Below are 26,359 nucleotides of genomic sequence, written 5' to 3'. Positions count from 1 at the left end.
GCGAAGGTCACCGGGCGGAGGTGACGGGGCAGGGGCAGCGGAGCAGGAGCGGCAGGGCAAAGGTGACTGGGCAAAGCCGGGGCGGAGGGGCGAGGGCGACCAGGCAAAGCCGGCGCAGCAAGAGCTGCGGGCCGAGAGCGACCGGGCAAGGGCGACCGGGCAAGAGCGGCGCAGCAAGAGCGGCGCAGCAAGAGCGACCAGGCAAGAGCGGCCGGGCAAGAGCGGCCGGGCAAGGGCGACGGGGCGAGAGCGACGCAGCAAGAGCGACGCAGCAAGAGCGACGCAGCAAGGGCGACGGGGCGAGGGTGGCCGGGCAAGGGCGGCGCAGCAAGAGCGGCGGGGCGAGAGCGGCGGGCAACGCTGAAGGACGCACGGGGCGGTGTGGTCATCCGCGTGCGGCGTTCGCACAGCGGAAGCGCCACCGGCGGAACTACCGCGCGACGGGCGCAGCTGCCATAGCGCGAGCGGCGCAATGAGGTGCCGTCGAACGGGGTAGTCGGACGTGCGGCACGCAAGGGCTTCAGGTGGGCAAAACGGTCATAAAATCTCCGCGGCGGGGTGGTTGCGCGTCAACAGCGGGCCGCAATCGTTTATTTCGGGGGTGGGGGGCTTCGGAAGGGGGCGGAGGCCTACTCGGGGAGTCGATCGTCCGAAAGGCCTGTAACCGAAGTCACACCTTTCGGAGTAGTTCTCGATTAACTTTGGGTAATCTCCACAGCTAGCCGCGGGATCGGGGCCGCTCGTTCGGCCGACTCGCGGGCGACGCCTTGCCGACAGCGGTGTCGCTTGGTTACTGTCCCCCGGTCCCCATTACAGTCAGGTCACAAAGCAGGACGACGAGCAAACCACCCCCGAGGTTGGCTCACCGGGCTCCCCCGCCCGCAGTCCTTCGCAGCAGATCCGGCTCCCCGACGATGGAAGGCCCTGTCTTGGCTTCACACCGCTCCCCCGGCGGCCAAGCCCCTTCCCCGGCGCTGAAGGACGCACTGGACGGTGCGGTCATCCGCGTGCGGGGTTCGCACCGCATCGCCCCGCCTTCTTCGGCCCTGCGTGGGCGGGTCGTGGTCGCCGCTGTCGCGGCAGGCGCGTTCGCCGCAGCCGCCGCCGGCCAGACCCTCAAGACCGTGAGCTCGGAGTCCGACGCCGCCGTCACGCCGCTCGCCAACGCCCAGGAGGCGAGCGCCTCGTTCACCCTCGGCAGCGCCGGCTCCGGTGGCGCCCCGGAGCTGCTGCCTGCCGGTCACGGCATGGACGCCTCCGCCGAGGCCGCCAAGATGGCCGACAACCAGAAGGTCACCGAGGCCCGCGTGCAGGCCGAGGCCGACGCCGCGCGCAAGGCCGCCGAAGAGGCGTCCCGCCCGAAGACCTGCCTGCCGGCCAACGGCACGTTCACCTCCGGCTTCGGCGCCCGCTGGGGCACCAGCCACCTCGGCATCGACATCGCGAACTCGATCGGCACGCCGATCTACGCCGCCTCCGACGGCACCGTGATCCAGGCCGGCCCGGCCAGCGGCTTCGGCCTCTGGGTCCGCCTCCAGCTCGACGACGGCACCATCCAGGTCTACGGCCACATGGACAGCTTCTCGGTCCACGAGGGCCAGAAGGTCAAGTGCGGCGAGCAGATCGCGAAGATCGGCGACCGCGGCGAGAGCACCGGCCCGCACCTGCACTTCGAGGTCTGGCAGAACGGCACCACGAAGATCGACCCGCGCCCGTGGCTCGCGGCTCGCGGCATCACGGTCTGAGTCAGCCGGCATCACGGTCTGAGTCAGCCGGCATCACGGCCTGAGTCGCTGAGTCCGGAATTGCCGAGTCCGGACAGCGCCCGGCGCGCCTGAAACCGGCTGCGCCCGAGCGAGCCACGTTGGCACCAGGCGCGGCCCCGGCAGTGGTGCGGGCAGATCCGACAGGCCAGGCAGATCCGACGGGCAGCACTCTCCGACCGTCGCGGTCGCTTTGCCCGCCCCCACGCCAAATCGCCTGCCTCAGGCATCGGCCGACGCCGCGGTTCGCTTGGTCTGAACCTCTGCCGCGCGGCCGTGCGAAAACCGGCTCAGACGGCCGCAGCGCCACGACCGGCCACTCACCCGGGCTCGGACCCTCGTCAACGCTCCCCGTTCGGCAGCCGTCGGATGAAGTACGCGACAGCCACCTGCCAGACGGTGCACAGTCCACTCCGCGGCCGCCAACCGAGCCAGCCTGAACGGGCCGAGGCTGAACGGGCCGAGAATGATCCAGCGAAAGACGAGCGGCCCAGAGTCGCCCATCGGCGCCGGCCGCAGGTCTGGCAGTGGCCGTCCGCACCCAGCTCGTGCTGGCGGAGCAGCGCACGCCAGGCGGCGGCCAATCTCGGTGCTTCCCCCAAACCGGCGCCACCCCGACGCCGGTCCTCAGTCGTCCCCACGACTCCCTGCAAGTACTCCTGTACCCCACCGGCCAGGACACCAAACAAGATCGCGTCCACACCCCTCGTCCTCCCCTTCCCCGGGGGTGCCGGCGCGAGCACCAGCCTACCCCATCAAGTCGAACTTGTGTTCGACTGATTTGAGGTTAGCGGAGGGGTCCGACAAAACCGCCGCGGACAGACCACCGCGGAGCGAAACCGCCTAGAGCTTCACCATGGGGACGCTGCCGATCAGCATCAGCCGGACCTTGCCGGACGCGCCGAAGTCGATGGTCGCCGTCGAGCGGGGGCCGACGCCGTCGCAGGACACCACCGTGCCGAGGCCGTACTTGTCGTGGCTCACGCGGTCGCCGACGTCCAGCTTCAGCGCCACCGTGTCCTTCCACGCCTTGCCGAACGGCGACGTCGACGAGGTGGACGAGGACGGGGACCGGCGGCCCCACGTGGTCGCCGCCCGTGGGCCCGAGGACGACGAGCCGGAGGACGAGCCGAAATTCCCGAAGCCCGACGACGAGGGCTCCAGCCGCCGCCAGTCGACCAGGTCCGGCGGCAGCTCGTCGAGGAACCGGGAAGCCGGGTTCATCTGCGGCTGCCCCCACGCCGACCGCACGAGGGCGCGCGAGACATACAGCCTCTCTCGCGCGCGCGTGATCGCGACGTACGCGAGGCGCCGCTCCTCGGCCAGCTCCGTCGGGTCGCCGAGCGCGCGCATGTGCGGGAAGACGCCGTCCTCCCAGCCGGTGCAGAACACCACCGGGTACTCCAGGCCCTTCGCGGTGTGCACGGTCATCAGCGTGACCACGCCCGCGCCGCCGTCGCCCTCCTCGCCGCCGTCCGCGGCCGGGATCGAATCGGCGTCCGCGACCAGCGACACCCGCTCCAGGAAGGCCGGCAGCGAACCGGGCGCGGGGACGCCGTCGTCCAGCACCAGCTCGGCGTTCTCGTCCTGGGTGACCTCAGCGGTGAACTCGGTGAACTCCCGCGCCACCGTGACGAGCTCCGTGAGGTTCTCCACCCGCGAAGCGTCCTGCGGGTCGTCCGACTCCTCGAGTTCGGCGCGGTAGCCCGTGCGCTCCAGCACGGACTCCAGCAGGTCGTGCACCTCCGCGCCGGAGGCGGCGACCTCGCCGAGATCGTCCAGCAGCGTCACGAACCCGGTGATCGCCTTGGCAGAGCGCGGGTTCAGCAGCGCCACCTTGCCCTCGACGGCATCACGCAGCGCGGCCGCGAAGGAGATCCGCTCGCGCTCCGCGTGGGTCGCGACGACGGCCTCGGCGCGGTCGCCGATGCCGCGCTTCGGGACGTTCAAGATGCGGCGCAGGCTGACCGTGTCGTCCGGGTTCGCCAGCACCCGCAGGTACGCCAGCATGTCCCGGACCTCGCGCCGCTCGTAGAACCGCACGCCGCCGACGACCTTGTACGGCAGGCCGAGGCGGATGAAGATCTCCTCGAACACCCGCGACTGGTTGTTGGTGCGGTAGAAGACGGCGATGTCGGAGTAGTCCGCCTCGCCCTTCTCCGCCAGCGCGTCGATCTCCCCCGCGACGAACGCCGCTTCGTCGTGGTCGTTGTCCGAGACGTAGCCGACGATCTTCTCGCCGTCGCCGGAATCGGTCCACAGCCGCTTCGCGCGCCGGTTCGGGTTACGCGCGATCACCGCGTTCGCCGCGGACAGGATCGTCTGCGTGGACCGGTAGTTCTGCTCCAGCAGGATCGTGTGCGCGTTGGGGAAGTCGCGCTCGAACTCCTCGATGTTGCGGATCGTGGCGCCGCGGAAGGCGTAGATGGACTGGTCCGCGTCGCCCACCACGCACAGCTCGGCCTGCGGGATGCCGGAGTCGTTCGCCTCGGTGCCCGCCAGCGCGCGCACCAGGGTGTACTGCGCGTGGTTCGTGTCCTGGTACTCGTCGACGAGCACGTGGCGGAACCGGCGCCGGTAGTACTCGGCGACGTCCGGGAACGTCTGCAGCAGCGACACCGTGCGCATGATCAGGTCGTCGAAGTCGAACGCGTTGGCCTGGTCGAGCCGGCGCTGGTACTCGCCGTACACCTCGGCCACGCGGCGCTCGAGGTCGTTCGCCGCGTTCGCCGCCGCGTCCTCCGGGCCGACCAGCTCGTTCTTCAGGTTCGAGATGTTCACCGCGAGCGTGCGCGCGGCGTACTTCTTCGGGTCGATGTCCAGGTCCCGCGCGACGAGCGTGATCAGCCGCTTCGTGTCGTCGGAGTCGTAGATGGAGAAGCTCGACGACATGTCCAGCGTCTTCGCCTCGCGGCGCAGGATCCGCACGCACATGGAGTGGAAGGTGGACACCCACATCGCGTTGGCCCGGCGGCCCACGAGCGCCGAGACGCGCTCGCGCATCTCGGCCGCGGCCTTGTTGGTGAACGTGATCGCCATGATCTCGCCGGGGTGCACGCCCCGCTGCCCCAGCAGGTACGCGATCCGGCGGGTCAGCACCCGGGTCTTGCCCGAGCCCGCGCCGGCGACGACGAGCAGCGGGCCGCCCGCGTGACTCACGGCCTCACGCTGCGCGGGATTGAGGTCCTCGAGCAGGTCGGCCGCCCCGTTCCGGGCAGTCGAGGGCTTTTCGGCGGGGAGATCGAAGAGGGTGTCCATCGTCTGTCCACGCTACCCCTGGGGTACGACAGGTATTCAACAGCCACAGCCGCGGACTGCGCTTGTGAACGTACGTCGCAGTGCCGCCTGGCGACCGACGCGCGGCGGCGGCGCGCGGCGGAGCATCGAACGGTATGGACGACAAGATTCCCGCCCGCCTCAGGGCTTCCGACGACGACCGAGAGCGCGTCGCCGCGACGATCCAGGCTGCCGGCGCAGAAGGACGGCTCACCCTGGAGGAGGTCGAAGACCGGCTGAGCACGGTCTACGCGACCCGGTTCACCGACGAGCTCGGCGAGCTCACCACCGACCTGCCGCGGCCGCAGCCCGAGCGAAGGCCGTTCGCCCGCGAGGCGCTGCGAAGCCCGGCGCTGCGCGTTCACCTCGGGATCGTGGTGGCGCTCGCGGTGCTGCTGATCGTGCGCTGGGCGGTGTCCGGCGCCGAGTTCTTCTGGCCGGCGATGCCGATGTTCTGGCTCTTCATCAGCGTTCTCGTGCACGCGCGCGTGCGCTCTCTGCGAGGCGCAGCCCGGCGGGGACGCGGCGCGCCTGTGCCATACTGATCGGGTGCGGCACTACAGCGAGCGATTTTTCTACGGGACCCGGACTCCGGCTCCCGTGATCGCGTAGTGCCCCACCCGCCATCACCCGCAGCCCCGGAGTCCACGGACCCGGGGCTTTCGCCGTCCCAGGGGCCCGCTGGGAGTCCGGACTTCAGAGAGGTCCCGATGAACGCGCAGACGCAGAACGCCGACGGACAGCCCGCCGAGAACACCTCGGCGGGCGAGGACATCGCCTCGCTCCGCAAGGAGATCGACTGGCTCGACGCCGAGATCCTGCGGCTCGTCAAACGCCGGGTCGAGGTGTCGAAGACGGTCGGCGCCGCCCGGATGGCCGCCGGCGGCACGAGGATCGTCTACAACCGCGAGATGGACGTGCTGGCCCGCTACCGCGAGCTCGGCCCGGAAGGCCGTCAGCTGGCGATGGCGCTGCTGAACCTGGGCCGCGGGCGGCTGGGCCGGTGAATTTCGGGTGGCATCGGGGACTTCCCCGATTCACGCGGCCGCGAAACCGGGCAGACTGGACCCCATGATTGACGTCATCGCCATCATCATCGCCATCGCGAGCGTGCTGGCAGCGCTGGGCCACGTGGGTTACCTGGCACTGCTGAACAATGCGGCGGGTAAGCGCGCCGGCGGTGCGCCGGTCGCGCAGTACGTCCGGAGCCGCTGGGCGATCGCCGGTGGTACCACTGCGGCATCACTGCTGGCCTGGCTGCTCACGAGTGGGGGACCCACCCTGGACATCCTCGCCATCATCATTGCCGTGGGTAGTGGCGGCGTGGCCATGAAGTCCCTCCAGTCGACCCAGACGAAGTACCGCAGCGGAGGGTGACGGGCGCTACCTGCGCCGATAGCACTGCGTAGCGTGAGCCACGCCCATTTGGCCGCGCCCGACAGGGTGAAACCTGTGCAAGTTGCACTTTGCCCCGAGACTTTCGCCCATGGGGTCTCTTACTGTTGGGCTCGTGAGGACCCTTGCGTCTGGGTCGGGATACGGCCCCTGGACGCGCGGCAGCTGCGGCGCCGTGCGCCCTCTGCCGGATGCGCGTGCAGATGCTCGGGAGTCCGCAAGTGTGGAAGCAAGTGACTCCGTCGGCGCGCCTGCTCCGTTCGGCTTAACCGAGGCGCGGACTCCGTCACGGCCACACCGGGGAGGGGTCGGACGGGCATGACGGGAAACACGATGGGCGGGTCGAGCCACCCGGACACGATGGCGGCGGCCGAGGTCACCATGCCGGGCCGCCACCGGCCGCACGGGCCGGACGCCTGGACGCCCGTCGTGCCGCGCCGGGCCGCCGGGAATCACCGGCACCGCCCCGGACCGGACAAGATCGACCCGTCGGCCGTCGGCGCGTTCCCCCCGCCGCGCGGCGAGCAGCCGGTGGCCTTCCCCGCCGCGCGTGGAACGCTCCCGCAGGGACGGCCCGACTTCCTGGCGGCCCCGCTGCCCCAGCCCCAGAACCCGGCCCGGACCACCTCGGCCGACGCCTTCCGGCCGGTGGCCCCCGGTGAGCCGGCCCAGTCCGACGACGCTTTCCGACCGCCGGTCTCGCGCAGTACCGGTGTGCTGCCGCCGAGCGAAGATGCCTTCAGGCCGCAGAACCGGCGCGCTGACAACACTTTCCCTTCGCAGCACCCGCATGGCCGCGGTGACGGGGCCTTCCGGCCGCCGGCCCCCGGGCGGGCGGCCGCCGGTGCACAGCCGCGGCGTTTCCCCGGGCAGCACCAGGCCGGTACGGCCGTGGCGGCACGCGGTGAGGACGCCGACGCGGCGTTCCGGCCGCCGCAGCGGTCCGGGGCGTTCGAGCTGCCCCAGCCGCAGCGGCTCGCGGAGCCGGAGGAAGCCGTGGCCCCGGTGCGGCGGGAGCGGGTCGACTTCGGTTCGGCGCCGGTGTCCGGCCGGCTGCCGGGCGAGCCCGCGCCGCGGAGCCGCCGGGAGCGGGTCGCGGCCACCGCGGCTTCACTGCAGCGCCAGGCCGAAGACGAGCCGACGACCCAGGCTCAGCGGGCCGAGGAAGACGAAGAACTCCGGCCCCTCGAAAGCGAAGCCGCCAATCTCCCGCAACGGCAGCGCGTCACGTTGCGGACGCCGGCCGTGCGGCCACGCCAGCGCGAAGAAGAAGACGACGAGGTGCGGGTGTACGCCGCCCCGGCCGTCGACGGGCTGGGGACGTTCGACCTCGGCTCGGTGCCGGCGTCGGTGACCCCGCCGAAGTCCTGGCGCAAGGCGGCCTGGTTCGCCACCGGCGCGTCCGGCGCGGTGGTCGTGGGACTGCTGTTCGCCGGGACGTTCCTCGTCGGCGGGCCGACCACCACCACGACCACGGACGCGCTCGGCGGTGGCTGGCCCGGACGGCAGAACGGCGGCAACCCGCTGTTGATCCCCGACGCCCCGACCGGCCACCAAGGCGGCAAGGCCGGTGAGACGCACAGCAGCGCCACCAGCAGCCGCGCGGGCTCCGCCACCGACGACCCGAGCACCCGCCCGGAGTCGGCCGGCTACGGCAGCGCCACGAGCGACGACGCGACCTCCTCCGACCCGGCGACCGGCGGCTCCTCGTCCGGCCCGGTCACCACCGGCTCGTCCTCGCGCCCGCCGCGGAAGCCGCCGGTCACGCCGGCCCCGCGCGAGACCGAGCCGCAGATCTATTACACAACCGCGGCGGACACCAAGAAGATGGGCGACAACTCGGAGAAGTTCTTCAACACCGTGACCACCGACCCGAGCCAGGCGTCGGCCGTCACTTCTGGCCAGCTGCACGACCAGGGCGCCAAGGGCCTGCGCGAGCGGTACTCCGACGTCGCGTACTTCGAGGTCAAGAAGGTGACCATCGACCCGGACCGCAAGGTCACGGTGAACACCGTAGAGGTGACCCACACCGACGGCAGCAAGACCACGGAGCAGCGCACGCTCACTTTCGGCGACGACGGGAAGATCACCGACGACGGCGCCTGAGATCGCGTGATCGCCCAGGTCAGGCGCAGCGTTTCGGGCACGTGCAAGGTTCCCGTTCCGATGCACGTGCGGTGCGGTAAGCGGTTATCCATCGTCCGGCTGGGTGACATAAGCTGCCGCTCGTCGTATGGCGACGGCATTCCGGCGACAGAGCCTGGCGGGTGCCGACCGTCGCAGGGTTACCTGACGACAGCGGGTCCGGTAGCCGACCATGAATCGGCAGTCCGGACCAACGGCGTACGGCCGAACGGCCGCATCGCCGTCCCCCGGAACCCCAGAGCGAGGAACTTCGTGCTTGATCGGCAGCGCACACGGCGTGAACCAGACGCCGTACGCGTCGAGGACGTGATCCCTCCCGACCTGCTCGACGGCGTCGGCGACGAGGATCGCGACTACCTCGAGCAGGTCGTCCGCGAGCCCCAGAAGTACCTTCCGCCGCGGTCACGGCGCCCGGTCTCGGTCAACCGCCAGGAAGAGCCGGTCATCGAGCTCGAGAGCCGGTTCGCGCGCCGCGCCAAGCTCGTCGGCCTCGTCGGCGCCGGAGCGCTCGTCGCGGGCGCTGTGGTCACCGCGTCGCTGCTCAGCGGTGGTCCGCGCCCGACCGCGCCGGTCACGGCCGACGACTCCATCCCGGCCGGGTTCAGCGGCGCCGCCGCGCTCGGCGGTGCGGCCGTGCCGGGGCAGGGGCACCACGATTCGGGCGGCACCACCGGCCACCACGGGAGCGCGCAGTCCACGGCGGGCGGCGACACCACCGTCACCACGCCGGGCACCGGCGGCCTCACCCGGGAGAGCACCGGGCCCAGTTCGCCCGCTTCGACGGACAGCCAGTCTTCGACGAGCGAGTCCACGAGCACCGACCCGGCCACGGCCGACACCAAGCTCGCGGCCGTGAAGAAGTTCTACGCGGCGATCGAACAGAGCCCGAGCACGGCGCTCTCGCTGCTCACCCCTGCGCTCGCCGGCGGCGAGGCGGGCAGCCTGGTCCGCGCGTGGAGCGTGATGAGCGCCATCAACGTCCAGGACGTGCGCGTTCAGGACGACGGCACCGTGCTCGCGGTCGCCGTGCTGCACCAGGCCGACGGCACGTTGGTGCGGGTCACGCAGCAGTTCGACGTCACCGGGCACGACGTCATTTCCGAGGCCCGGGTACTGTCGGCCGTCGCCTTCGCGTGACCTGCGCATAACACGGGCCGGGAAGACGACCAGAACGTGCCGCGTGTGTGTGCACAGAGTGAACGCCTAGCCTTGTCACGGGCCGGTCTCGGAAAAACCGGCACACGGCCCACGACAGGTGCCTACGCTCCGGTGCTGCGGCGGGTTGGTCGCACCTTCGGGGTGGGCAGGTCCCGCCCCGGGAAGTCGGAGCCCCAAAGGGAGGTCGCGTGAGCGACGAGGGTCGTCTGGTCGCCGGCCGCTACCGCGTCATGGGCAAGATCGGCTCGGGCGCGATGGGGGCGGTCTGGCAAGCGCACGACGACGTCCTCGGCCGCACGGTCGCCATCAAGCAGCTGCTGCTGCAGCCCGGACTCGACGAGCACGCCGCCGAGGACGCACGGCAGCGAACCATGCGCGAGGGCCGCATCGCGGCCCGCCTGCACCACCCCAACGCGATCTCGGTCTTCGACGTCGTCACCGACGACAACGGCCAGCCCTGCCTGATCATGGAGTACCTCAAGTCCACCAGCCTGGCCGAGGTGCTGCAGGAGCAGGGCACGCTGCCGCCGCTGGAGGTCGCGGCGATCGGCGCGCAGATCGCGGCGGCGCTGCGCGAGGCGCACGCGGTCGGGATCGTGCACCGGGACATCAAGCCGGGCAACATCCTGCTCGGCGACAACGGCACCGTGAAGATCACCGACTTCGGCATCTCCCGCGCCAAGGACGACGTCACGGTCACCAAGACCGGGATGATCGCCGGCACCCCCGCGTACCTCGCGCCCGAGGTGGCCATCGGCGGCGACCCCGGCCCCGAGTCCGACGTCTTCTCGCTCGGCTCCACGCTGTACGCCGCCTGCGAGGGACAGCCGCCGTTCGGGCTGTCGGAGAACACGCTGAGCCTGCTCCACGCGGTCGCGGCCGGGCAGATCAACCCGCCGCGGCAGTCGGGCCCGCTCGCCAGCGTGCTCGCGGTGCTGCTGCACCCCGACGTCCAGCACCGGCCGACCGCCGAAGAGTGCGAGGAGCTGCTGTCCGCCGTCGCGCGCGGGGAGACCCCGCTCGGCGGGTCCGCGGACGAGACCGTGATGACGCCGATGGCGGGCACGCTGGGCGCCGCGGCGGTCGCGGGCGCGGGCGCCACCCGGATGCTGGGCGAGGAGGAGATGCCCGCCGGGCACTCCGGCACCCTGCTCGGCGAGCCCGGCCCGGCGCAGCAGTACTACGACGAGGATGAATACCCCGCAGGCACCGGCTACCCGGAGAACGACTACGACGGGTACGACCAGTACCACGAGGAGCCGCCGCTCTACGGCGACCCGAGCCGTAACGGACTGGCCGCCACCCGCGCCGTCCCGCTCGGCGGCGGCGCTCCCGGCGGTTACGACGACGAGCCGTACGACTACGACGGCTACGACGACGAGCCCCCGCCCCCGCGGGGCCACACGAGCCCGGCCGACGAGGACGAGGAACGCCCCGGCGCCTGGAAGAAGCCGGCCATCATCGGCGGTGTCGTGGTGGTGGCGCTGGTCGCGCTCGGCGTCTGGCTGCTGAGCCCCAACAACCCGCCGGACGCCTCCCAACAGCAGGCCCCGCCGCAGTCCTCCCCGGCGGTGGTGCCGACCACGGATGCGTTCCCGTCGACGAGCGAGGCAACCAGCAGCTCCGACCAGACGTCTGATTCAGGGGCGTCGTCCTCCGGGCGGGCCAGCTCACGGCGGTCGGAGCCGCGGAACACCCCGACGCAGGACAGCCCCACGAAGCCGCCGAAGACGTCGGACTCCCCCACCGATGCGCCGTCGTCTTCGGGCAAGCCGACGACGTCGACCGCTCCCACGACCCCGACGTCGAACAACCCATGATCCGGGAAAAGATTTGAGTTCTGAAGGCAGCATCGTCGGCGGCCGGTACCGGCTGGACCAGCCGATCGGCCGCGGTCGCGCGGGCATCGTGTGGCTCGCGTTCGACACCCGGCTGTTCCGCACGGTCGCGATGAAGCGCATGTACCTGCCCGTGGGCCTGCCGCCCGACCGGGCGGAGCAGGCGCGCGCGATGGCGATGCAGGAGGGCAAGGACGCGGCGCGCATCGAGCACCCGTGCGCGATCACCGTGTTCGACGTGCTGCCCGACGGCCAGGACGTGTGGCTGGTGATGGAGTACATCCCGTCGCGCGGGATGTCGACGTTCCTCGCCGAGCACGGCCGGCTGACGCCCGAGCAGGCCGCGTCGCTGGGCATCCTGCTGGGCGACGCGATGGCGGCGATGCACGCGGCCGGCATCATCCACCGGACGCTCGAGCCGGGCACGGTGCTGCTCGCCGACGACGGCGGGGTGAAGCTCACCGACATCGGCATCACCGGCGGCGGGCCGCACGCCGCCTACCGCGCGCCCGAGGTGACGCGCGGTGGTGCGCCGTCGCCGGCCGCGGACGTGTTCTCGCTGGGCGCCACGCTGTACACGGCCGTCGAGGGGGTGCCGCCGTTCGGTGACGACGGCAACTCGTCCGAGCGGCCGGCGCAGAACGCGGGCGTGCTCACCGGCGCGCTGCGCAAGATGCTGCGGATGGACCCGACGACCCGGCCGACGATGGCCGACTCGGTGAGCGCGCTCAGCGCCATCACCGAGGGCGGTGAGCAGACCGCGTTCGTGCCGCCGACGGCGCCCGCGATGCCCGCGTCGTGGGCCCAGCCCGGCGCGTCGCAGCAGCCGGGTCTCCAGCAACAGCCCGGTCTTCAGCAGCATGGCCCGCAGCCGTTCTCCGAGTTGCCGACCCAGCAGCATCAGCCGCAGGTGCCGTTGATGCAGGTGCCGGTCCAGCAGGTGCCCTACGCGCCCGCGCCGCCGCAGCCGATGGCCCAGCAGCCCACCCAGCAGATTTCGCCGCAGCAGGCGCCCATGCCGCCGCAGTCGCCGACGGCCCGGTTCGTCCCCTCGCAGGCGCAGCAGGCGGCGTCCGCCGAGGCCGCCGCGGAGAAGGCGGCGGCACGGCGGAAGCTGATCATGACCGTGGCCGCGGTCCTGTGTGCCGTGCTGATCGGCATCGGCGTCTCGCAGCTGCTGTTCGTCTGAGGCCGGTCAGCGGGCCTTCCCGGCCGCCTCACGCATGGCCGCCACGAGCGTGCGCACGGCCGGGCTGCCGGCCGCCCGCGCGGTGACGGCGGCGTAGATCAGCCGGCACGGCTCCGGGTTGCGGATCCGGCGCACGACGACACCCGGGTGCGGCGTGCCGAGGCCCAGCTCCGGCACCAGTCCGACGCCCAGCCCGGCGGCGATGAACCCCTGCGCGGTCTGGTAGTCCTCGGACTCGACCACGATGTTCGGGGCGAAGCCCGCCGACGCGCAGGCACTGTCGAGGATCTCCCGGCACATGCCGGGTATCGGGTCGACGCCCACCCATGGCTCGTCGGCGAGGTCCGCCAGCGCCAGCGTCCGCTTGCGCGCGAGCGGGTGGGCGCGGGGCAGCACCGCGCGGTACGGGTCGTCGAGCAGGTGCTGCAGCTCGACCCCCTTGGCGGGCGGGTTCGACCGCGGGAAGACGACGATGGCCATGTCGGCGCGGCCCGTCTCGACCTCCGGCAGCGGGTCTTCGGGCTCCACCAGCTTGAGGTCGATCCACACGCCGGGGTGCTCACGGCGGACGGCGGCCACGGCGTGCGGCACCAGCGAGGCGCCCGCCGTGGCGAAGTACCGGATGGCCAGCTTCCCGGTACGCCCCTCCTTCAGCTCCGTGAGCGCGGTCTCGGCCCGAGCCAGCTCCGCGCTGAGCGTCTCGGCGTGTTCACACAGCAGCGTGCCGGCCGGGGTGGGCCGGACGCCGCGGCCGACGCGTTCCAGCAGCTCGGTGCCCGCCTCGCGCTCCAGCGTCGAGAGCTGCTGGCTGATCGCCGACGGGGTGTACCCGAGGTTCCTGGCCGCGGCGGTGATCGACCCGCTGGTGATCACCGCCCGCAGCACCTGCATCCGCCGCACGTCGAGCATGCCTCGACTCTACAGCTGAGCTTAAGTGTCCCTACAGTTAATTTCGCTTGTCCTTATGTCTTGGCGCGGCGAAGCTGGCGCTTGGTCGTAAGGAGGACAGTGGTGGGCGAGACGAAGACCCTGCTCAGGATCGCGGCGCTGGCGTTGATGTGGGGTTCGAGCTTCTTCTGGATCAAGCTGGGGCTGGAGGCGCTTTCGCCGGTGCAGCTCGTGCTGGCGCGGCTGGTGCTCGGCACCGTGGTGCTGCTGGCGCTGTGCCGCGTTCACGGGCACCGGATGCCCTCGGGCAAGCGCACCTGGGGTCACCTGCTCGTGGCCGCGTTCTTCCACAATGCGTTGCCGTTCCTGCTCTTCGCGATCGGCGAGACCACTGTGGACTCCGGCATCACCGGCGTGCTGAACTCGACGACGCCGCTGTGGGTGCTGGTGGTGGCGCCGCTGCTGGGGGTGCCGAACCGGATGACCGGGACGCGCGTGGCCGGGCTGGTGCTGGGGCTCGCCGGGATCGTGCTGATCTTCGCCCCGTGGCAGGCCTCGGGGCTGCTGAGCTGGGGCGCGCTGGGCTGCCTCGCGGCGGCGGCGAGCTACGGCTTCGCATTCGTCTACGAGGGCCGCTACCTGTCGGGCTCGGGTACCTCGCCGTACGCGCTGTCCGCCGGGCAAATGCTGCTGGCGACGGGTTTCCTGCTGCTGGTGCTGCCGTTCGGCGGGCTGACGCCGGTGCACCTGAGCCCGCTGCCGCTGATCGCGATCGCCGTGCTGGGCGTCGGCTCCACCGGGATCGCGTTCGCGCTCAACTACCAGCTGCTGGCCAGCGAGGGCGCCGTGGCCGCGTCCGTGGTCGGCTACCTGCTGCCGATCGTCTCGGTGCTGCTGGGCGCGGTGTTCCTGCACGAACAGCTGGGCCCGCGGGTGATCGCGGGCATGGTGGTGGTGCTCGCGGGCGTCGCGTTGACGCGGTTGAAGCGCAAAGCCCTGCCCACACTCGAAACCACCACCGAAACGGCGGCGCCGGAACGGGTTTAGACGAGGCGGCGGTCCGAGGCCCAGCGGGACAGTTCGTAGCGGTTCGACAGCTGCGTCTTGCGCAGGACGCTCGACACGTGCGTCTCCACCGTCTTCACCGAGATGAACAGCTCCGACGCGATCTCCTTGTACGCGTAGCCGCGCGCGAGCAGGCGGAGGACGTCTCGCTCACGCGGGGTGAGCAGGTCCAGCTCGGGGTCGTTGATCGGCGCGGAGCCGGGGCGGTCGGCGAACGCGTCGAGCACGAAACCGGCCAGGCGCGGGGAAAACACCGCGTCGCCGTCCGCCACCCGGACCACCGCGCGCACCAGCTCCTTCGAGGAGATGGTCTTGGTGACGTAGCCGCGCGCGCCGGAGCGGATCACGGCGATCACGTCCTCGGCCGCGTCGGACACCGAAAGCGCGAGGAACACCACGTCCGGCAGCTCCGGACGCACGCGGCGCAGCACTTCGGCGCCGCCGCCGTCGGGCATGTGGACGTCGAGCAGCACCACCTGCGGCTTGGTGCGCACGATGCCGGCGACGGCGTCCGCCACGGAGCCCGCCTCGCCGACCACCCGCACCTCGTCGGTGATGGAATCGAGCTCGGTGCGGACCCCGGCGCGGAAGAGCGCGTGGTCGTCCACGAGGAAGACCTTGACCGGCTCCCGCTGACTCTCCGTCACGACACCACTCCCTCGCTCCGACTGCACTGCGGCGAGCATAGCGAGCTCATGCCGGCACCTTGCCGGTTTTGACCGGCATGGCCAGCTGGACCTCGGTGCCCTCACCCGGCGCGGTGCGCAGTTTGCACGTGCCGCCGTGGCGCTCCATGCGCCCGCGGATCGAGTCGGCGAGCCCGTGGCGGTCGGCCGGGACGACGTCCGGGTCGAAGCCCTTGCCGCGGTCGCGGACGAACACGGTGACCGACGTCGGCTCCACCTCGGCGTACACGCTGACCTCGTCGACGCCGGCGTGCTTGGCCGCGTTGACGATCGCCTCGCGCGCGGCCTGGACCAGCGCCGTGAGCGGCTCGTTCAGCTCCGCCTCGCCGACCACGACCTGGCCGACGGAGATCGCGAACTGGTCCTCGACCTCCCCGCAGGCGGCGGCGAGCGCCTCGGACAGCTGACGGCCGCCCTCGTCCTGCTCCTCGGGCTTCTTCTCGCTGGGCTTGCCGTAGCCGTTGGGCCCGTACAGCCAGCCGCGCAGCTCGCGTTCCTGGCCGCGCGCCAGCCGCGCGACCTCACGCGGCTGGTCGGAATGCTTCTGGATCAACGCGAGCGTCTGCAGCACGGAGTCGTGCAGGTGGGCGGCGATCTCGGCGCGCTCGTCGGTGCGGATGCGCGCGCGGCGCTCGTCGCCGAGGTCGCGGACCAGGCGCAGCCAGAACGGGACCGTCAACACCGCGACGCCGAACAGCGTCGCCAGCACCGCGAGCAACGCGAACTGGACCTGGTCGAAGCTGCCGCTCTGGAACACGACCACGCCGATGCCGGTGGCCACCAGCGCGACGCCCGCCAGGATCCGGATGATCGCCGAGCGCCGGCCGCCCCCGCCCATCAGGGCGCCGGTGACGCCGTCCTTCGCGCCGATCCGCCAGCGGCGGCGCTGCGACTCGTCGGCCTCGCGCCAGACCACCGCCGCGCCGAGCATGGCCACGGCCAACGGCACGGCGACCCAGCCGCGGATGGCGCCGGTGAGCGTGCTGAACGCGATGGCGAGGCCGATGCCGAGGGCGATCAGGCCGTACGCCTGCTGACGGTCCTTCGCGTTGGCCTTCGGCGTTTCGCTCTCTTCGGCGCGCTGCCGCACGAAGACCCACAGCAGGCCGTACGCGAGCATCCCGGCGCCGTTGAGCGCCGCCAGCAGGGCGAACACGGTGCGGACCCACACCACCGGCACGCCGAGGTGATCGGCGAGCCCGCCGGCGACACCGGCGACCGCCCGACCGGACCGGCGCCGGTACATCTTCGGCTGCGTCGCGGGCTCGGGCACGCCCGAAGGGGGCACAGCCGTGACGGAAGCGGACGGCGCGGTCGCGTCCGGCCCATTCCCGCCGGGCCCATTCCCGTCCGGCTGAGTCACCTGCTCGGCGGTGTCGTTGTCGAGGGAGTCCTGCACGTCGTCCATGGTCACACGGCGGACCGTCCGGTGGCATCGGGGAAGCCCCCGATGCACTACCGGCGAGCCGGTCAGCGCGGCCCGTAGACCAGGCTCGACGACGACGGGCCGGCGCAGACGTAGTCCCAGCTGATCGACTCGCAGCCGTCCGGCACCGGCCACCACTTGCGGGTGTCCTTGGGGACGCTCGCCAGCGCGATCGGCGCCTGCTCGTGGTTGAAGTACAGGTGCAGGTCGGCCAGGTCCTGGTAGCCGGAGCTGAGGGCGAACCAGACGTCGCCGACGATCTGCGACGTCTTGCGCGTCTCGATGGTGCGGTGGTGGAACTGCCGGTCCGCGCTCGGCGGGTACTCGTGGTCCTGTGGTCCAGGCATGTCGTCCTCCTGTTCGGGTGGGGTGAACCGCGCCCCGAGGCTGCCGAGCGCGGCGGCGCACCGGGCCTCGGTCGCGACGATCTCGAAGTGCATGCCGTCCTTGCGGCCGGCGTAGTCGCCGCCCCAGCGCACGCAGCCCGCGGCCTCGGCGAGCAAGGCGTGGATCTCGGCGATCTGCGCCGCGCTGTAGTTCGCCGACGGCGCGGTGCCGAGCGGGTGCCGGGGCGCGTTCAGGTCGATCGCGGTGCCGCTGGCGTGGTTGGACAGGTCCTGGCCGCCGACCACGTCCCGGAACGCGTAGCCCCAGCACCCCGGCCACTCCAGGGCCTCGACGCGGTGGTGGAACTGCTCGCCGACCCACGCCAGCAGATCACCGGTCACCCCCGCCCGCAGCGGGACGGTGCCACCGGGCAGCCGGCGGCTCACGGGGTCGATCGGAGCGCTGTAGCCGTTCTGGGAAGTCCTCATGACCGCACCACCTTTCATCGGACGGAGTCCGCGGAGGGTGGCGGTGATACGTGTTCGTGCGGAGCGATTTCCGCGCGGGATCAGCGGAAGCCGGCGGTCGCCACCACTTCCGGCTTGTCGTCCGGCGCCGGGGCCATCGAGTACGTGATCTCCGCGGACACCAGATCGCCTTGGCCGCGGGCGTCCTGCAAGGGGATCTGCCAGGGGCGGCCGGCGTCGACGGGGAACGGGTCCGCGCTGAAGTCGAGGGCCTGGAGCGTGTTTGTGCCGGTGTCGGGCGTCGGGCCGAAGAGCGCCACCTTCGACACGTACATCCGGACCCAGCCGACGGTGATCACCAGCTCGGCCGCGGTCTTCGGCACGATCAGCGTGACGGAACGGGTGCGCGCGCCGTCCGTGGGCAGCAGTTCGCGGTCGGGCATGTCTTCCTCCGTGAGGTGGCTGGTGAGGTAGGCGTCGGTGTAACTCCAGTCGAGGTCGACCCCCTGTGCGCTGATGCCGGAGATGGAGCCGCTGGAGCTGTACTGGTGGATGTCGTAGCGCCCGGCCGCCGGGTCCGGGCGCGCGCCGTACCGGGCGATCCAGATGACCAGGTCCGGCACCGCCCAGGTGTCGGGGCGGATGAGCTTCGCCAGCGCGTTGTTCAGGTACACACCAGGCCGGTACCCCCGCGCCGCGACGCGATTGCAGAACGCCGTGCCGAACGCGGCCTTCTGGTCGTCCGGGATGTTCGGCAGACTGGAGGACGCCGGGTTGTCCTCGAGGTCCAGCATCGGGACGCAGCCCGTGGCGCCGAGCCGCGCGACCTCGCCGAGCAGGATGTCCGCCTGCGTCTCCGGCGCCGGGCTCGCCTGCACGAAGTGATACCCGCCGACCGGGATGCCGACGGACCTGGCGCCGTTCACCTCGTTGTCCCCCGTGCCGCCGACCGGCGTGCCCCCACCATCGGACAACTTCACGTAAACGAACTCGACCCCGGCCCCCCTCACGGCGGACCAGCTCGTCACCGTCTGAAACGACCGGTAGATGTCGATGCCGAGAGCCATCGGGGACCACCTTCCCAGGCATGGAGGGCCGCCGATCATGCCACTTACCACGCTGGGGGGAATCCGGCGTGCGGGTAGTTGTTCGGCTACTTTTCGTCACCGTTGGATGGTCCGACTTGCTGTCATCGGTCGGAGACACTCGGTAGCCTGACCGGAGGAATTCGGCGACGAGCGCGAAGTAGGGTCTGTTGGCCGGCCCGACTAACACGGCGGCGGCGCAGAAGGTGAACACTGGCGGTGCAGAACTGAAGAGCCTGGCGGAAAAGGGCTCATTTGCAGTGAACGAGGCCGGGTTCCAGGCATATCTCAAGGCCTGCAACTTCTTCCTTGATGGTTATGACAAGATGACCCACGATCTGCACACACTTGCCAGTGCCGCACAGATGGGATCGTCCACCTACGCCCAGGCAGTTGCGGACTTCAACGTAAAAGTCGCAAACGGGGATCCACAGTCACTGCTGCCGAACCTCGACCTCATGCATAAAGGCGTTCAACAAGCGCTGGAAGCTCTGACCATTGCCCGGAAGAACTACCGCGAGACCGAGGACGCACACAGCGTCTCCTTCGCCGAACTCAACAAGGAACTGAACGAGCAGTGAGCACTCCGGGAGCCAGGAAGACCCTGCTGACAGCCGCAGCCGCAGCGATCCTGCTCGCCGGATGCGACGGTTCAGTCGGGGGAACCGCCAGCCCCAACACACCGTCATCGCCGGCCAGCAGCCCCACCTCTGCGAATCCGTTCGCGTCCAGAGACCAATGCACTCTGCTCGACAAGACCCTCGCCGGAAAGGGCTTCCCCAAAGCCACCCCTTCGGTCGCACAGCCGCAACGATCGTGCACATCCCAGAAGCCGAGCGTCGGAACCGTGCGGGGCATGAATGTCGGCCTGTTCCTCCAAGAAGGACGGGCCTACGACGAGAACGTCAGCAACCCCGGTACCGCACGCGGCGGCAAGGTCAACAACCGCCCGTCCATCGAACAACCTGAACCGCTGGGCACGTCGGGCCAGTGTTCGATCACCATGGCCGTCGCCCCGCAGTCGCGCGCGATACTCGACGTCGAGTCTGGATCTGATACCACCGGTGCCTGTCAAACCGCCGAGGACCTGGCCACGAAACTCGAGCCCCTCCTCCCACCCGCCTGACCCTGAGCCGAACATCAGGGACCATCCCCGATGTGGGCGGCGCGCTCGTCGAGCATGCTTTTCGGTATGAGTGGTGCGAACGAGGCGCGGGCTCCGAAGACGAATCCGCTCAACGGGTTCGAGGAGACCGTCAAGGATTTCTGGGTCAGCAGGCCCCGGCGGCCGCAGGCGGGGCGGAAGGTGGCCGGGGTCGCGGCGGGGCTGGGGCATCGGTACGGGATCGATCCCGTGGTGATCCGGGTCGCGTTGGTGGCGGCGACCGTGTTCGGCGGGTTCGGGCTGGTGTTCTACCTGCTGGGCTGGCTGCTCTTCCCGGGCGAGGGCGACGACGTGTCCGGCTTCGAGTCGATGGTCGGCCGGGGGCGCTCGTCGATGACCACGGGGTTCACGGTGGTGCTCTGCGTGGCCCTGATCCCGGTCGTCGGCTGGACGTTCGGCGGCGGCTGGTTCGGCACCGGCGGCTGGTTCGACGGCGGCGGGCTGATCGGCCTCGCGCTGCTGTCCATCGGCCTCTACTTCCTGCACCGCAGCCGCGGCCAGTACAACCGCCCGGCCCCCGCCGTTCCCTATGCGACGGCGCAGACCGCGACCGGAACCGGAGCGTTCACGATGACCGACACCACCACCGCGACCGGCACGGCCGCACCGGACTGGGACCCGCTCGCGGCCTCGCCCGGGAGCTGGGACCTGCCCGACCCGGCGGCACCGTCGCCCCCGCCGCCCTCCTACGAGGAACCGCTCCCGCCGCAGTCGCGACGGCCGAAGTCGAAGATCGGCTCGATGGCCTTGGGGACGGCCGTGATCGTGGCCGGCGTCGGCGTGGTGCTCAACCTCAACGGCGTCGACTGGTTCTCCGTACAGCACATCATCGGCCTCGTGCTCGGCGTGCTGGGCGTCGGCATGGTGGCGGGCGCGTTCGTCCGCGGCTCACGCGGCCTGATCGGGCTGGCGGTGCCGCTGGCGATCGTCGGGATGATCCTGACCACGAGCCCGTTCACCGGCCTCGACCTGCGGGGCGGTGTCGGCGACCTGACCGCCACCCCGCGCTCGGCCGCGGAACTGCAGCCGGTCTACCAGCACGCGGCGGGCAACCTCCGGCTCGACCTGACCCAGCTGCCGCTCACCGGCCCGATCACCACCACGGTGTCCAACGGCGCCGGCGACACCGTCGTGACGGTCCCCGCGAACGCCGACGTCACGTTCGACTGCAAGAACACCGCGGGCAGCGTGAACTGCCTCGGCCACTCCGGCGACGGCGTCGGCCAGGCCCCCATCACCGGCACCGAACTCGGCGAAGACGGCTCCGGTGGCCAGAAGATCACCCTCCACGTCTCGAACGGCGTGGGCGACGTGGAGGTGCGACGTGGCTGAAAACCCTTACGCCTACTCGGATTCCGACCAGCAGCGCCGCCCGGCGCGACGCGGGGTGGACGTGTTCACCCTGATCGCCGGCATCGCGATCCTGCTCGTGTCCGCGTACGTGCTCTCCGACGGCGCCAGCTGGTTGCCGACCTTCGACTTCCGCTGGATCCTCGCGGGCGGCGCGGTGTTCGTCGGGGTGCTGCTGCTGGGCGCGTCGTTCCGCAAACGACGGCCGTAACGGCGAACAACGTCCCTACTTGATGATCCCGACCACGATCAGCGCGATTCCCACGACGAACGCGATCAGCACCCCGGCCGCGAGGAGCTTGTGGCGACGGGTCCGGTCGGCCCGCAGCTCCTCCTCGGTTTTGGCCGCGATGAGGAAGTGCCCGCCTGACTGGGGTTTGCCGATCACCAGCGGGCCGGCGGCGTCGTGGGCCTCGCCGAGGACATACAGGCGGGTGCCCGGCCGGATGAGCCATTCGCGGTAGCGATAGCCGATGGTCGAGTCCTGGTTGCCGCCGAACATCGCGGGCAGCCGGAGGCCGAACAGCTCGAACGACTGGTCGCCGCCGTGGTAGGGCTCGAACCGGTTCACCGTCTGCTCGACGGCCTCGGGCCGGGTCCCGTCCGGCGCGACCCCGATGGTGCGGCCCTGCTCGTCGATCAGCGCGTAACCCTCGTTCGAGGTGTGGTCCGCGACCTTCTCGGTGCGCCTAGACCGGCGGCGCCGACCGTCGCGGTACACGACGTGCTCGTACTCGCGCTCGATCTGGTAGCGGTACCAGACGCACGGCGTTTTGCTGACCTCCGCGGTCAGCGGGCCTTCGGGACGCGGTTGGGCGGCGCCGACCACCTCGGTGACCTTGCGGAACCCGCCGCGCCCGCCCAGCTCATCGGAGACCCGGCGCAGGTCCTCCAGCTCCGGGAAGCTCAACGTCTCCGTACCGATCATCGCGTACAGCTCGCTCTTGGTCGCCCGCATCCAGACGAAACCCGCCACTGACGCGATGATCAGCAGCGCCCCCAGAATCCACATCCGTCACTCCCACTCGATGGTGCCCGGCGGCTTGCTCGTCACGTCGAGCACCACCCGGTTCACCTCGGCCACCTCGTTGGTGATGCGAGTCGAGATCCGCTCCAGCACCTCGTACGGCAGGCGGGTCCAGTCGGCGGTCATCGCGTCCTCAGAGGACACCGGGCGCAGCACGATGGGGTGCCCGTACGTCCGGCCGTCGCCCTGCACGCCGACGCTGCGCACGTCCGCCAGCAGCACCACGGGGCACTGCCAGATCTCCTGGTCGAGGCCCGCGGCAGTCAGCTCCTCGCGCGCGATGGCGTCGGCCGCCCGCAGCGTCTCCAGCCGCGAAGCGTCGACCGCGCCGATGATCCGGATGCCGAGGCCGGGGCCGGGGAACGGCTGGCGCTGCACGATCGTCTCCGGCAGGCCCAGCTCCAGGCCCACGCGCCGCACCTCGTCCTTGAACAGCAGGCGCAGCGGCTCGACCAGCTCGAACTGGAGGTCGTCGGGCAGGCCGCCGACGTTGTGGTGGCTCTTGATGTTCGCCGTGCCCTCGCCGCCGCCGGACTCGACGACGTCCGGGTACAGCGTGCCCTGCACGAGGAACTTGAAGTCGCCCTGGGCCTTGAGGTCGCGCTCCGCCTGCTCGAACACGCGGATGAACTCGCGCCCGATGATCTTGCGCTTCTGCTCGGGGTCGGTGACCCCGGCGAGCGCGTCGAGGAACCGGTCGCGCGCGTCCACGGTGACGAGCTTGACGCCCGTGGCGTTGACGAAGTCGCGCTCCACCTGCGTCCGCTCACCGGCGCGCAGCAGGCCGTGGTCGACGAACACACAGGTCAGCCGGTCGCCGATCGCGCGCTGCACCAGCGCCGCGGCGACGGCCGAGTCCACCCCGCCGGACAGCCCGCAGATCGCCCGCCCGTCGCCGACCTGCTCGGCGATCCGCCGGACCTGTTCGTCCACAATGGACGTCGTGGTCCACTGGGGGCTGATGCCCGCGATGTCGCGCAGGAACCGGCGCAGCACCTCCTGCCCGTGCGGCGAATGCGCCACCTCGGGGTGGTACTGCACACCGGCGAAGCGCCGCTCGACGTCCTCGAAGCCGGCCACCGCCGCGCCGTCGGAGGAAGCGGTGACCACGGAGCCCTCGGGTGCCTTGGTGACGCTGTCGTTGTGGCTCATCCACGCCGTCTGGTGCGCGGGCAGGCCGGTGTGGAGCACGCCGCCCTCGCCGACCATCCGCACGTCGGTGCGGCCGAACTCGCGGACGCCGGTGGGCTCCACGACGCCGCCCAGCGCCCGCGCGAGCAGCTGGTGGCCGTAGCAGATGCCGAGGATCGGCACACCCGCCTCGACGAGCTCCGGGTCCATGCCGGGCGCGCCCTCGGCGTAGACGCTCGACGGGCCGCCGGACAGGATGATCGCGGACGGGTTCTTGGCCAGCAGCTCCTGGGCGGTCGCGCTCGAGGGCACCACCTCGGAGTAGACCTGGGCCTCCCGCACGCGGCGGGCGATCAGCTGCGCGTACTGCGCCCCGAAGTCCATGACGAGTACCGGACCGGTGGGACTGGGCACCTAAGACCTCCAGGCGGTGAGCGCTTTGTCCCCCCATCGTCCCAGGTGGGCCCCGTCACGCCGCCGCTGCCCCACGAACGAGGACGCAGGCTGTCCTTGATGGGGCTTACGGTGCCCGCATGACTGTCGCTTGGACCACCGAACTGCACGAACAGCTCGACTGGCACTGGTCTAACCACGTGCGCCCGCACCTGGACGGGCTGACCGACGAGGAGTACCTGTGGCAGCCCGTCGACGGCTGCTGGACCGTGCGCCCGCGGACCGGGCCGGACGAGTGGGGCTCCGCGGATTTCACCATCGACTACAGCGCCCCCGCGCCGGAGCCGCCCCCGGTGACGACGATCGCCTGGCGGATGGCCCACATCACCGTCGGCGTGTTCGGCATGCGCGCGGCCTCGCACTTCGGCGGGCCGCCGATGAGCTACGACTCGTTCCCGTACGCCGGCACCGCGGCCGAGGGGATCAAGCAGCTCGACGACGCGTACGCCTCCTGGAGCGCGGGCGTTCGCGGCCTGGACGCCGAGGCGCTGGCGCGCGCGGTCGGCCCGGCGGAGGGCCCGTACGCGGAATCGCCGATGACCACGCTGGTCCTGCACATCAACCGCGAGGCGATCCACCACGGCGCGGAGATCCTCTTGTTGCGCGACCTCTACCGCAACCGCCCGGTGCGCTGACGCCGACGAGGCGGTCCGGCCCGCTCACCCCCCTCGGTGAACGGGCCGGACCGCCCCACCCCCGGCGTCCCCCTGGTCCTTCGGCAGCAGCAGGAAGCCCAGCGCCATCCCCAGCAGCGCCGGCATCCCGTGGTTGTCGTGCAGCAGCGTGTCGAGCAGCGCGAGCGGAAGCACCAGCAGCGACGCGAGGAAGGCCGGTCTCGGCAGCTCCACCCCGTGCCGCGACGGCGCCCGCAACAGCGCGACGGCGAGCGCCCCGAGCAGGCCCGCGACGCACATCGAGTTCCCCGCCCCGACCGGCTGCAGCCAGACGTAGCTCAGGAACTGCCCGAACAAGCCGCAGCCGAAGTACAGGACAAACCACCGCGCCCGGCCGAAATAACGCTCGGCAAGCGTGCCGAGGACGACCAGGGCCACCAGGTTGAACAGTCCGCCGAGCAGCTTGCCGTCCTGGAAGAACATGCCGGTGACCAGGCGCCACCACTGGCCGGCGTCGATGGCCGCGCCGTCGCGGCGGAACTGGTCGAACAGGGCGGGGTGCACGAGCTGCGCGACGAGCGCCAAGGCGGTGACCACGGCCACAGTCCCGGTGAGCACCGGCCTGCGCTGCGTGCCGATGCGGTCGACAACGGCCACGAACGGGTTCTCGTGCCAGCGCGATGTCGCCGAGGTGTTCATGCTCTGAAGGTAGGTCCGGCCGCCGCGGGGCACCCCGGACATTTGTCATCAGTGACCCACGGCATGCGTCACGTGGAATGAATCGCGGCCGGATCGACTAACAACAGGTGAAGCCGAATCACGGAAAGGACCTTCATGCGAGCGACTCTCATCTACGGTGCCGGCGATGTCCGCGTGGAGACGGTGCCGGACCCGAAGCTGGTCGAGCCGACGGACGCCGTGGTCCGCGTCGTCCGGTCGTGCATCTGCGGCAGCGACCTCTGGCCATACGGCAGCATGCCGGCGCAGGAGCAGGGCCGCCGGATCGGCCACGAGTTCCTCGGCATCGTCGAGGAGACCGGTGCGGACGTGACGAGCGTGCGCCGGGGCGACCTCGTCGTCGCGCCGTTCCTCTACTCCGACAACACCTGCGAGTTCTGCCAGGAGGGCCTGCAGACCTCCTGCCTGCACGGCGGCGGCTGGGGCGCGAACGGCGTCGACGGCGGCCAGGGCGAGATCGTGCGCGTGCCGCAGGCCGACGGCACGCTGGTGCAGCTGCCGCACACCGAGGACGACGAGCTGCTGGCCTCGATGCTGACGCTCTCGGACGTCTTCTCCACCGGCCACCACGCTGCCGTCACCGCGGGGGTGGCGAAGGGCAAGACCGTCACGGTGATCGGCGACGGCGCGGTGGGCCTGTCCGCGGTGCTGGCCGCGCACCGGCTGGGCGCCGAGCGGATCGTCCTCATGGGACGCCACGAGAAGCGCACCGAGCTGGGCCGCGAGTTCGGCGCGACGGACGTGGTCGCCGAGCGCGGCGAGGAGGGCATCGCGCTGGTCCGCGAGCTGACGGGCGGCCGCGGCACGCACACCGTGCTGGAGTGCGTGGGCACGAAGCCGGCGTTCGAGATGGGCCTCGGCGTGGTGCGCGCGGGCGGCGCGCTGAGCCGCGTCGGCGTGCCGCAGTACGCGGAGGGCCCGATCGGCCGTCCGGTCTTCACCGGCAACATCACCATCACCGGCGGCGTCGCCCCGGCGCGGCAGTACATCCCGGAGCTGCTGCCCGACGTCCTGGAGGGCCGCTACCAGCCCGGTCGGGTCTTCGACCGCACCATCGGCCTGTCCGAGGTGCCCGCGGGCTACCGGGCGATGGCCGACCGCGAGGCGCTGAAGGTGCTCGTCAAGCCGTGACGACGACGTCCGGGGCGACGCGCTCGTTGCCCCGGACGGGTG

General features: G+C 71.2%; 24 protein-coding genes. 15 read left to right on the top strand and 9 right to left on the bottom strand.

The genetic code is table 11. The annotated features are described in order from the left end of the window. Positions 1-1,061 precede the first annotated feature (1,061 nt). The gene (locus tag BMY97_RS31575) at positions 1,062-1,745 is read left to right on the top strand and encodes a M23 family metallopeptidase (protein ID WP_091624309.1); all 684 of its coding nucleotides are present in this window, start codon (positions 1,062-1,064) and stop codon (positions 1,743-1,745) included. 861 nt (positions 1,746-2,606) lie between these two features. Here the strand turns inward: BMY97_RS31575 and pcrA are convergent. Beyond that, entirely contained in the window at positions 2,607-5,021 is a 2,415-nt protein-coding gene (gene pcrA / locus BMY97_RS31570; protein ID WP_091623946.1) for a DNA helicase PcrA, read from the bottom strand. A gap of 134 nt (positions 5,022-5,155) precedes the next feature. Between pcrA and BMY97_RS31565 the strand changes: the two genes are divergently transcribed. The 7 genes from BMY97_RS31565 (at position 5,156) to BMY97_RS31535 (ending at position 12,764) form a co-directional block, all read left to right on the top strand. Next, a complete protein-coding gene (locus BMY97_RS31565; protein ID WP_091623944.1) occupies positions 5,156-5,584 on the top strand; it encodes a DUF1707 SHOCT-like domain-containing protein in 429 nt (142 codons plus the stop codon). Positions 5,585-5,749: 165 nt separating this feature from the next. After that, positions 5,750-6,046 carry a chorismate mutase gene (locus tag BMY97_RS31560; protein ID WP_091623941.1) on the top strand — a complete coding sequence of 99 codons (297 nt, stop codon included), beginning with the start codon at positions 5,750-5,752 and terminating at the stop codon, positions 6,044-6,046. A gap of 64 nt (positions 6,047-6,110) precedes the next feature. Then, positions 6,111-6,416 (top strand): hypothetical protein, encoded by a 306-nt coding sequence (locus BMY97_RS31555; RefSeq protein ID WP_177231630.1) that lies wholly within the window; start codon positions 6,111-6,113, stop codon positions 6,414-6,416. Between the two features lie 336 nt (positions 6,417-6,752). Beyond that, positions 6,753-8,540 (top strand): hypothetical protein, encoded by a 1,788-nt coding sequence (locus BMY97_RS31550; protein WP_245787602.1) that lies wholly within the window; start codon positions 6,753-6,755, stop codon positions 8,538-8,540. Positions 8,541-8,885: 345 nt separating this feature from the next. Continuing rightward, positions 8,886-9,716 carry a hypothetical protein gene (locus BMY97_RS31545; protein ID WP_245787601.1) on the top strand — a complete coding sequence of 277 codons (831 nt, stop codon included), beginning with the start codon at positions 8,886-8,888 and terminating at the stop codon, positions 9,714-9,716. 209 nt (positions 9,717-9,925) lie between these two features. Continuing rightward, the gene (locus tag BMY97_RS31540) at positions 9,926-11,557 is read left to right on the top strand and encodes a serine/threonine-protein kinase (protein WP_091623933.1); all 1,632 of its coding nucleotides are present in this window, start codon (positions 9,926-9,928) and stop codon (positions 11,555-11,557) included. 13 nt (positions 11,558-11,570) lie between these two features. Continuing rightward, on the top strand, positions 11,571-12,764 hold the full coding sequence (locus BMY97_RS31535) for a serine/threonine-protein kinase (protein WP_091623930.1): 1,194 nt from the start codon (positions 11,571-11,573) through the stop codon (positions 12,762-12,764). Positions 12,765-12,770: 6 nt separating this feature from the next. On the opposite strand, the gene BMY97_RS31530 is transcribed toward BMY97_RS31535, so the two are convergent. Further along, positions 12,771-13,673 (bottom strand): LysR family transcriptional regulator, encoded by a 903-nt coding sequence (locus BMY97_RS31530; protein ID WP_091623928.1) that lies wholly within the window; start codon positions 13,671-13,673, stop codon positions 12,771-12,773. Positions 13,674-13,775: 102 nt separating this feature from the next. Between BMY97_RS31530 and BMY97_RS31525 the strand changes: the two genes are divergently transcribed. Continuing rightward, the gene (locus BMY97_RS31525) at positions 13,776-14,699 is read left to right on the top strand and encodes a DMT family transporter (protein WP_091623925.1); all 924 of its coding nucleotides are present in this window, start codon (positions 13,776-13,778) and stop codon (positions 14,697-14,699) included. On the opposite strand, the gene BMY97_RS31520 is transcribed toward BMY97_RS31525, so the two are convergent. From BMY97_RS31520 to BMY97_RS46305, 4 genes are all read right to left on the bottom strand, one after another. Further along, positions 14,696-15,403: a response regulator gene (locus BMY97_RS31520; RefSeq protein ID WP_091623922.1), complete on the bottom strand. Its 708-nt coding sequence runs from the start codon at positions 15,401-15,403 to the stop codon at positions 14,696-14,698. The two genes, BMY97_RS31525 and BMY97_RS31520, sit on opposite strands and share 4 nt — an antisense overlap. Positions 15,404-15,410: 7 nt before the next feature. After that, positions 15,411-16,811 carry an ATP-binding protein gene (locus BMY97_RS31515; protein WP_091624304.1) on the bottom strand — a complete coding sequence of 467 codons (1,401 nt, stop codon included), beginning with the start codon at positions 16,809-16,811 and terminating at the stop codon, positions 15,411-15,413. Between the two features lie 62 nt (positions 16,812-16,873). Then, complete coding sequence (locus BMY97_RS31510) at positions 16,874-17,644, bottom strand: M15 family metallopeptidase (protein WP_218156924.1); 771 nt, start codon at positions 17,642-17,644, stop codon at positions 16,874-16,876. An 80-nt stretch (positions 17,645-17,724) separates the two neighbouring features. Further along, complete coding sequence (locus tag BMY97_RS46305; protein ID WP_143086348.1) at positions 17,725-18,690, bottom strand: glycoside hydrolase family 25 protein; 966 nt, start codon at positions 18,688-18,690, stop codon at positions 17,725-17,727. Between the two features lie 188 nt (positions 18,691-18,878). Here BMY97_RS46305 and BMY97_RS31500 point away from each other — a divergent pair, with 188 nt between their 5' ends. The 4 genes from BMY97_RS31500 (at position 18,879) to BMY97_RS31485 (ending at position 21,434) form a co-directional block, all read left to right on the top strand. Next, complete coding sequence (locus BMY97_RS31500) at positions 18,879-19,289, top strand: hypothetical protein (protein WP_177231629.1); 411 nt, start codon at positions 18,879-18,881, stop codon at positions 19,287-19,289. Continuing rightward, complete coding sequence (locus BMY97_RS31495) at positions 19,286-19,834, top strand: DUF3558 family protein (protein ID WP_091623914.1); 549 nt, start codon at positions 19,286-19,288, stop codon at positions 19,832-19,834. Before BMY97_RS31500 ends, BMY97_RS31495 begins: the two co-directional genes overlap by 4 nt. A gap of 66 nt (positions 19,835-19,900) precedes the next feature. After that, positions 19,901-21,205, top strand: coding sequence for a PspC domain-containing protein (locus BMY97_RS31490; RefSeq protein ID WP_091624301.1), 1,305 nt, complete (start codon positions 19,901-19,903; stop codon positions 21,203-21,205). Further along, positions 21,198-21,434: a hypothetical protein gene (locus BMY97_RS31485; RefSeq protein WP_091623912.1), complete on the top strand. Its 237-nt coding sequence runs from the start codon at positions 21,198-21,200 to the stop codon at positions 21,432-21,434. Before BMY97_RS31490 ends, BMY97_RS31485 begins: the two co-directional genes overlap by 8 nt. Before the next feature lie 15 nt (positions 21,435-21,449). Here BMY97_RS31485 and BMY97_RS31480 read toward each other — a convergent pair whose 3' ends face one another. Together BMY97_RS31480 and guaA are read right to left on the bottom strand one after the other, a co-directional pair. Further along, the gene (locus BMY97_RS31480) at positions 21,450-22,235 is read right to left on the bottom strand and encodes an E3 ubiquitin ligase family protein (protein ID WP_091623909.1); all 786 of its coding nucleotides are present in this window, start codon (positions 22,233-22,235) and stop codon (positions 21,450-21,452) included. A gap of 3 nt (positions 22,236-22,238) precedes the next feature. Next, positions 22,239-23,795, bottom strand: coding sequence for a glutamine-hydrolyzing GMP synthase (gene guaA / locus BMY97_RS31475; protein ID WP_091623906.1), 1,557 nt, complete (start codon positions 23,793-23,795; stop codon positions 22,239-22,241). A 119-nt stretch (positions 23,796-23,914) separates the two neighbouring features. On the opposite strand from guaA, the gene BMY97_RS31470 reads away from it, so the two are divergent. After that, the gene (locus BMY97_RS31470) at positions 23,915-24,469 is read left to right on the top strand and encodes a DinB family protein (protein ID WP_091623904.1); all 555 of its coding nucleotides are present in this window, start codon (positions 23,915-23,917) and stop codon (positions 24,467-24,469) included. Between the two features lie 24 nt (positions 24,470-24,493). Here the strand turns inward: BMY97_RS31470 and BMY97_RS31465 are convergent, their stop codons facing one another. Further along, positions 24,494-25,147, bottom strand: a complete 654-nt coding sequence (locus BMY97_RS31465; RefSeq protein WP_091624299.1) for a rhomboid family intramembrane serine protease — start codon at positions 25,145-25,147, stop codon at positions 24,494-24,496. Positions 25,148-25,282: 135 nt separating this feature from the next. Here BMY97_RS31465 and BMY97_RS31460 point away from each other — a divergent pair, with 135 nt between their 5' ends. Further along, complete coding sequence (locus BMY97_RS31460; RefSeq protein WP_091623902.1) at positions 25,283-26,317, top strand: zinc-dependent alcohol dehydrogenase family protein; 1,035 nt, start codon at positions 25,283-25,285, stop codon at positions 26,315-26,317. The last annotated feature ends 42 nt before the right edge of the window (positions 26,318-26,359 follow it).

Origin of the sequence: Amycolatopsis saalfeldensis (genome assembly GCF_900110575.1) — a bacterium.
GTDB lineage: Bacteria > Actinomycetota > Actinomycetes > Mycobacteriales > Pseudonocardiaceae > Amycolatopsis > Amycolatopsis saalfeldensis.
This window is presented reverse-complemented; position numbering and strand designations above follow the sequence as displayed.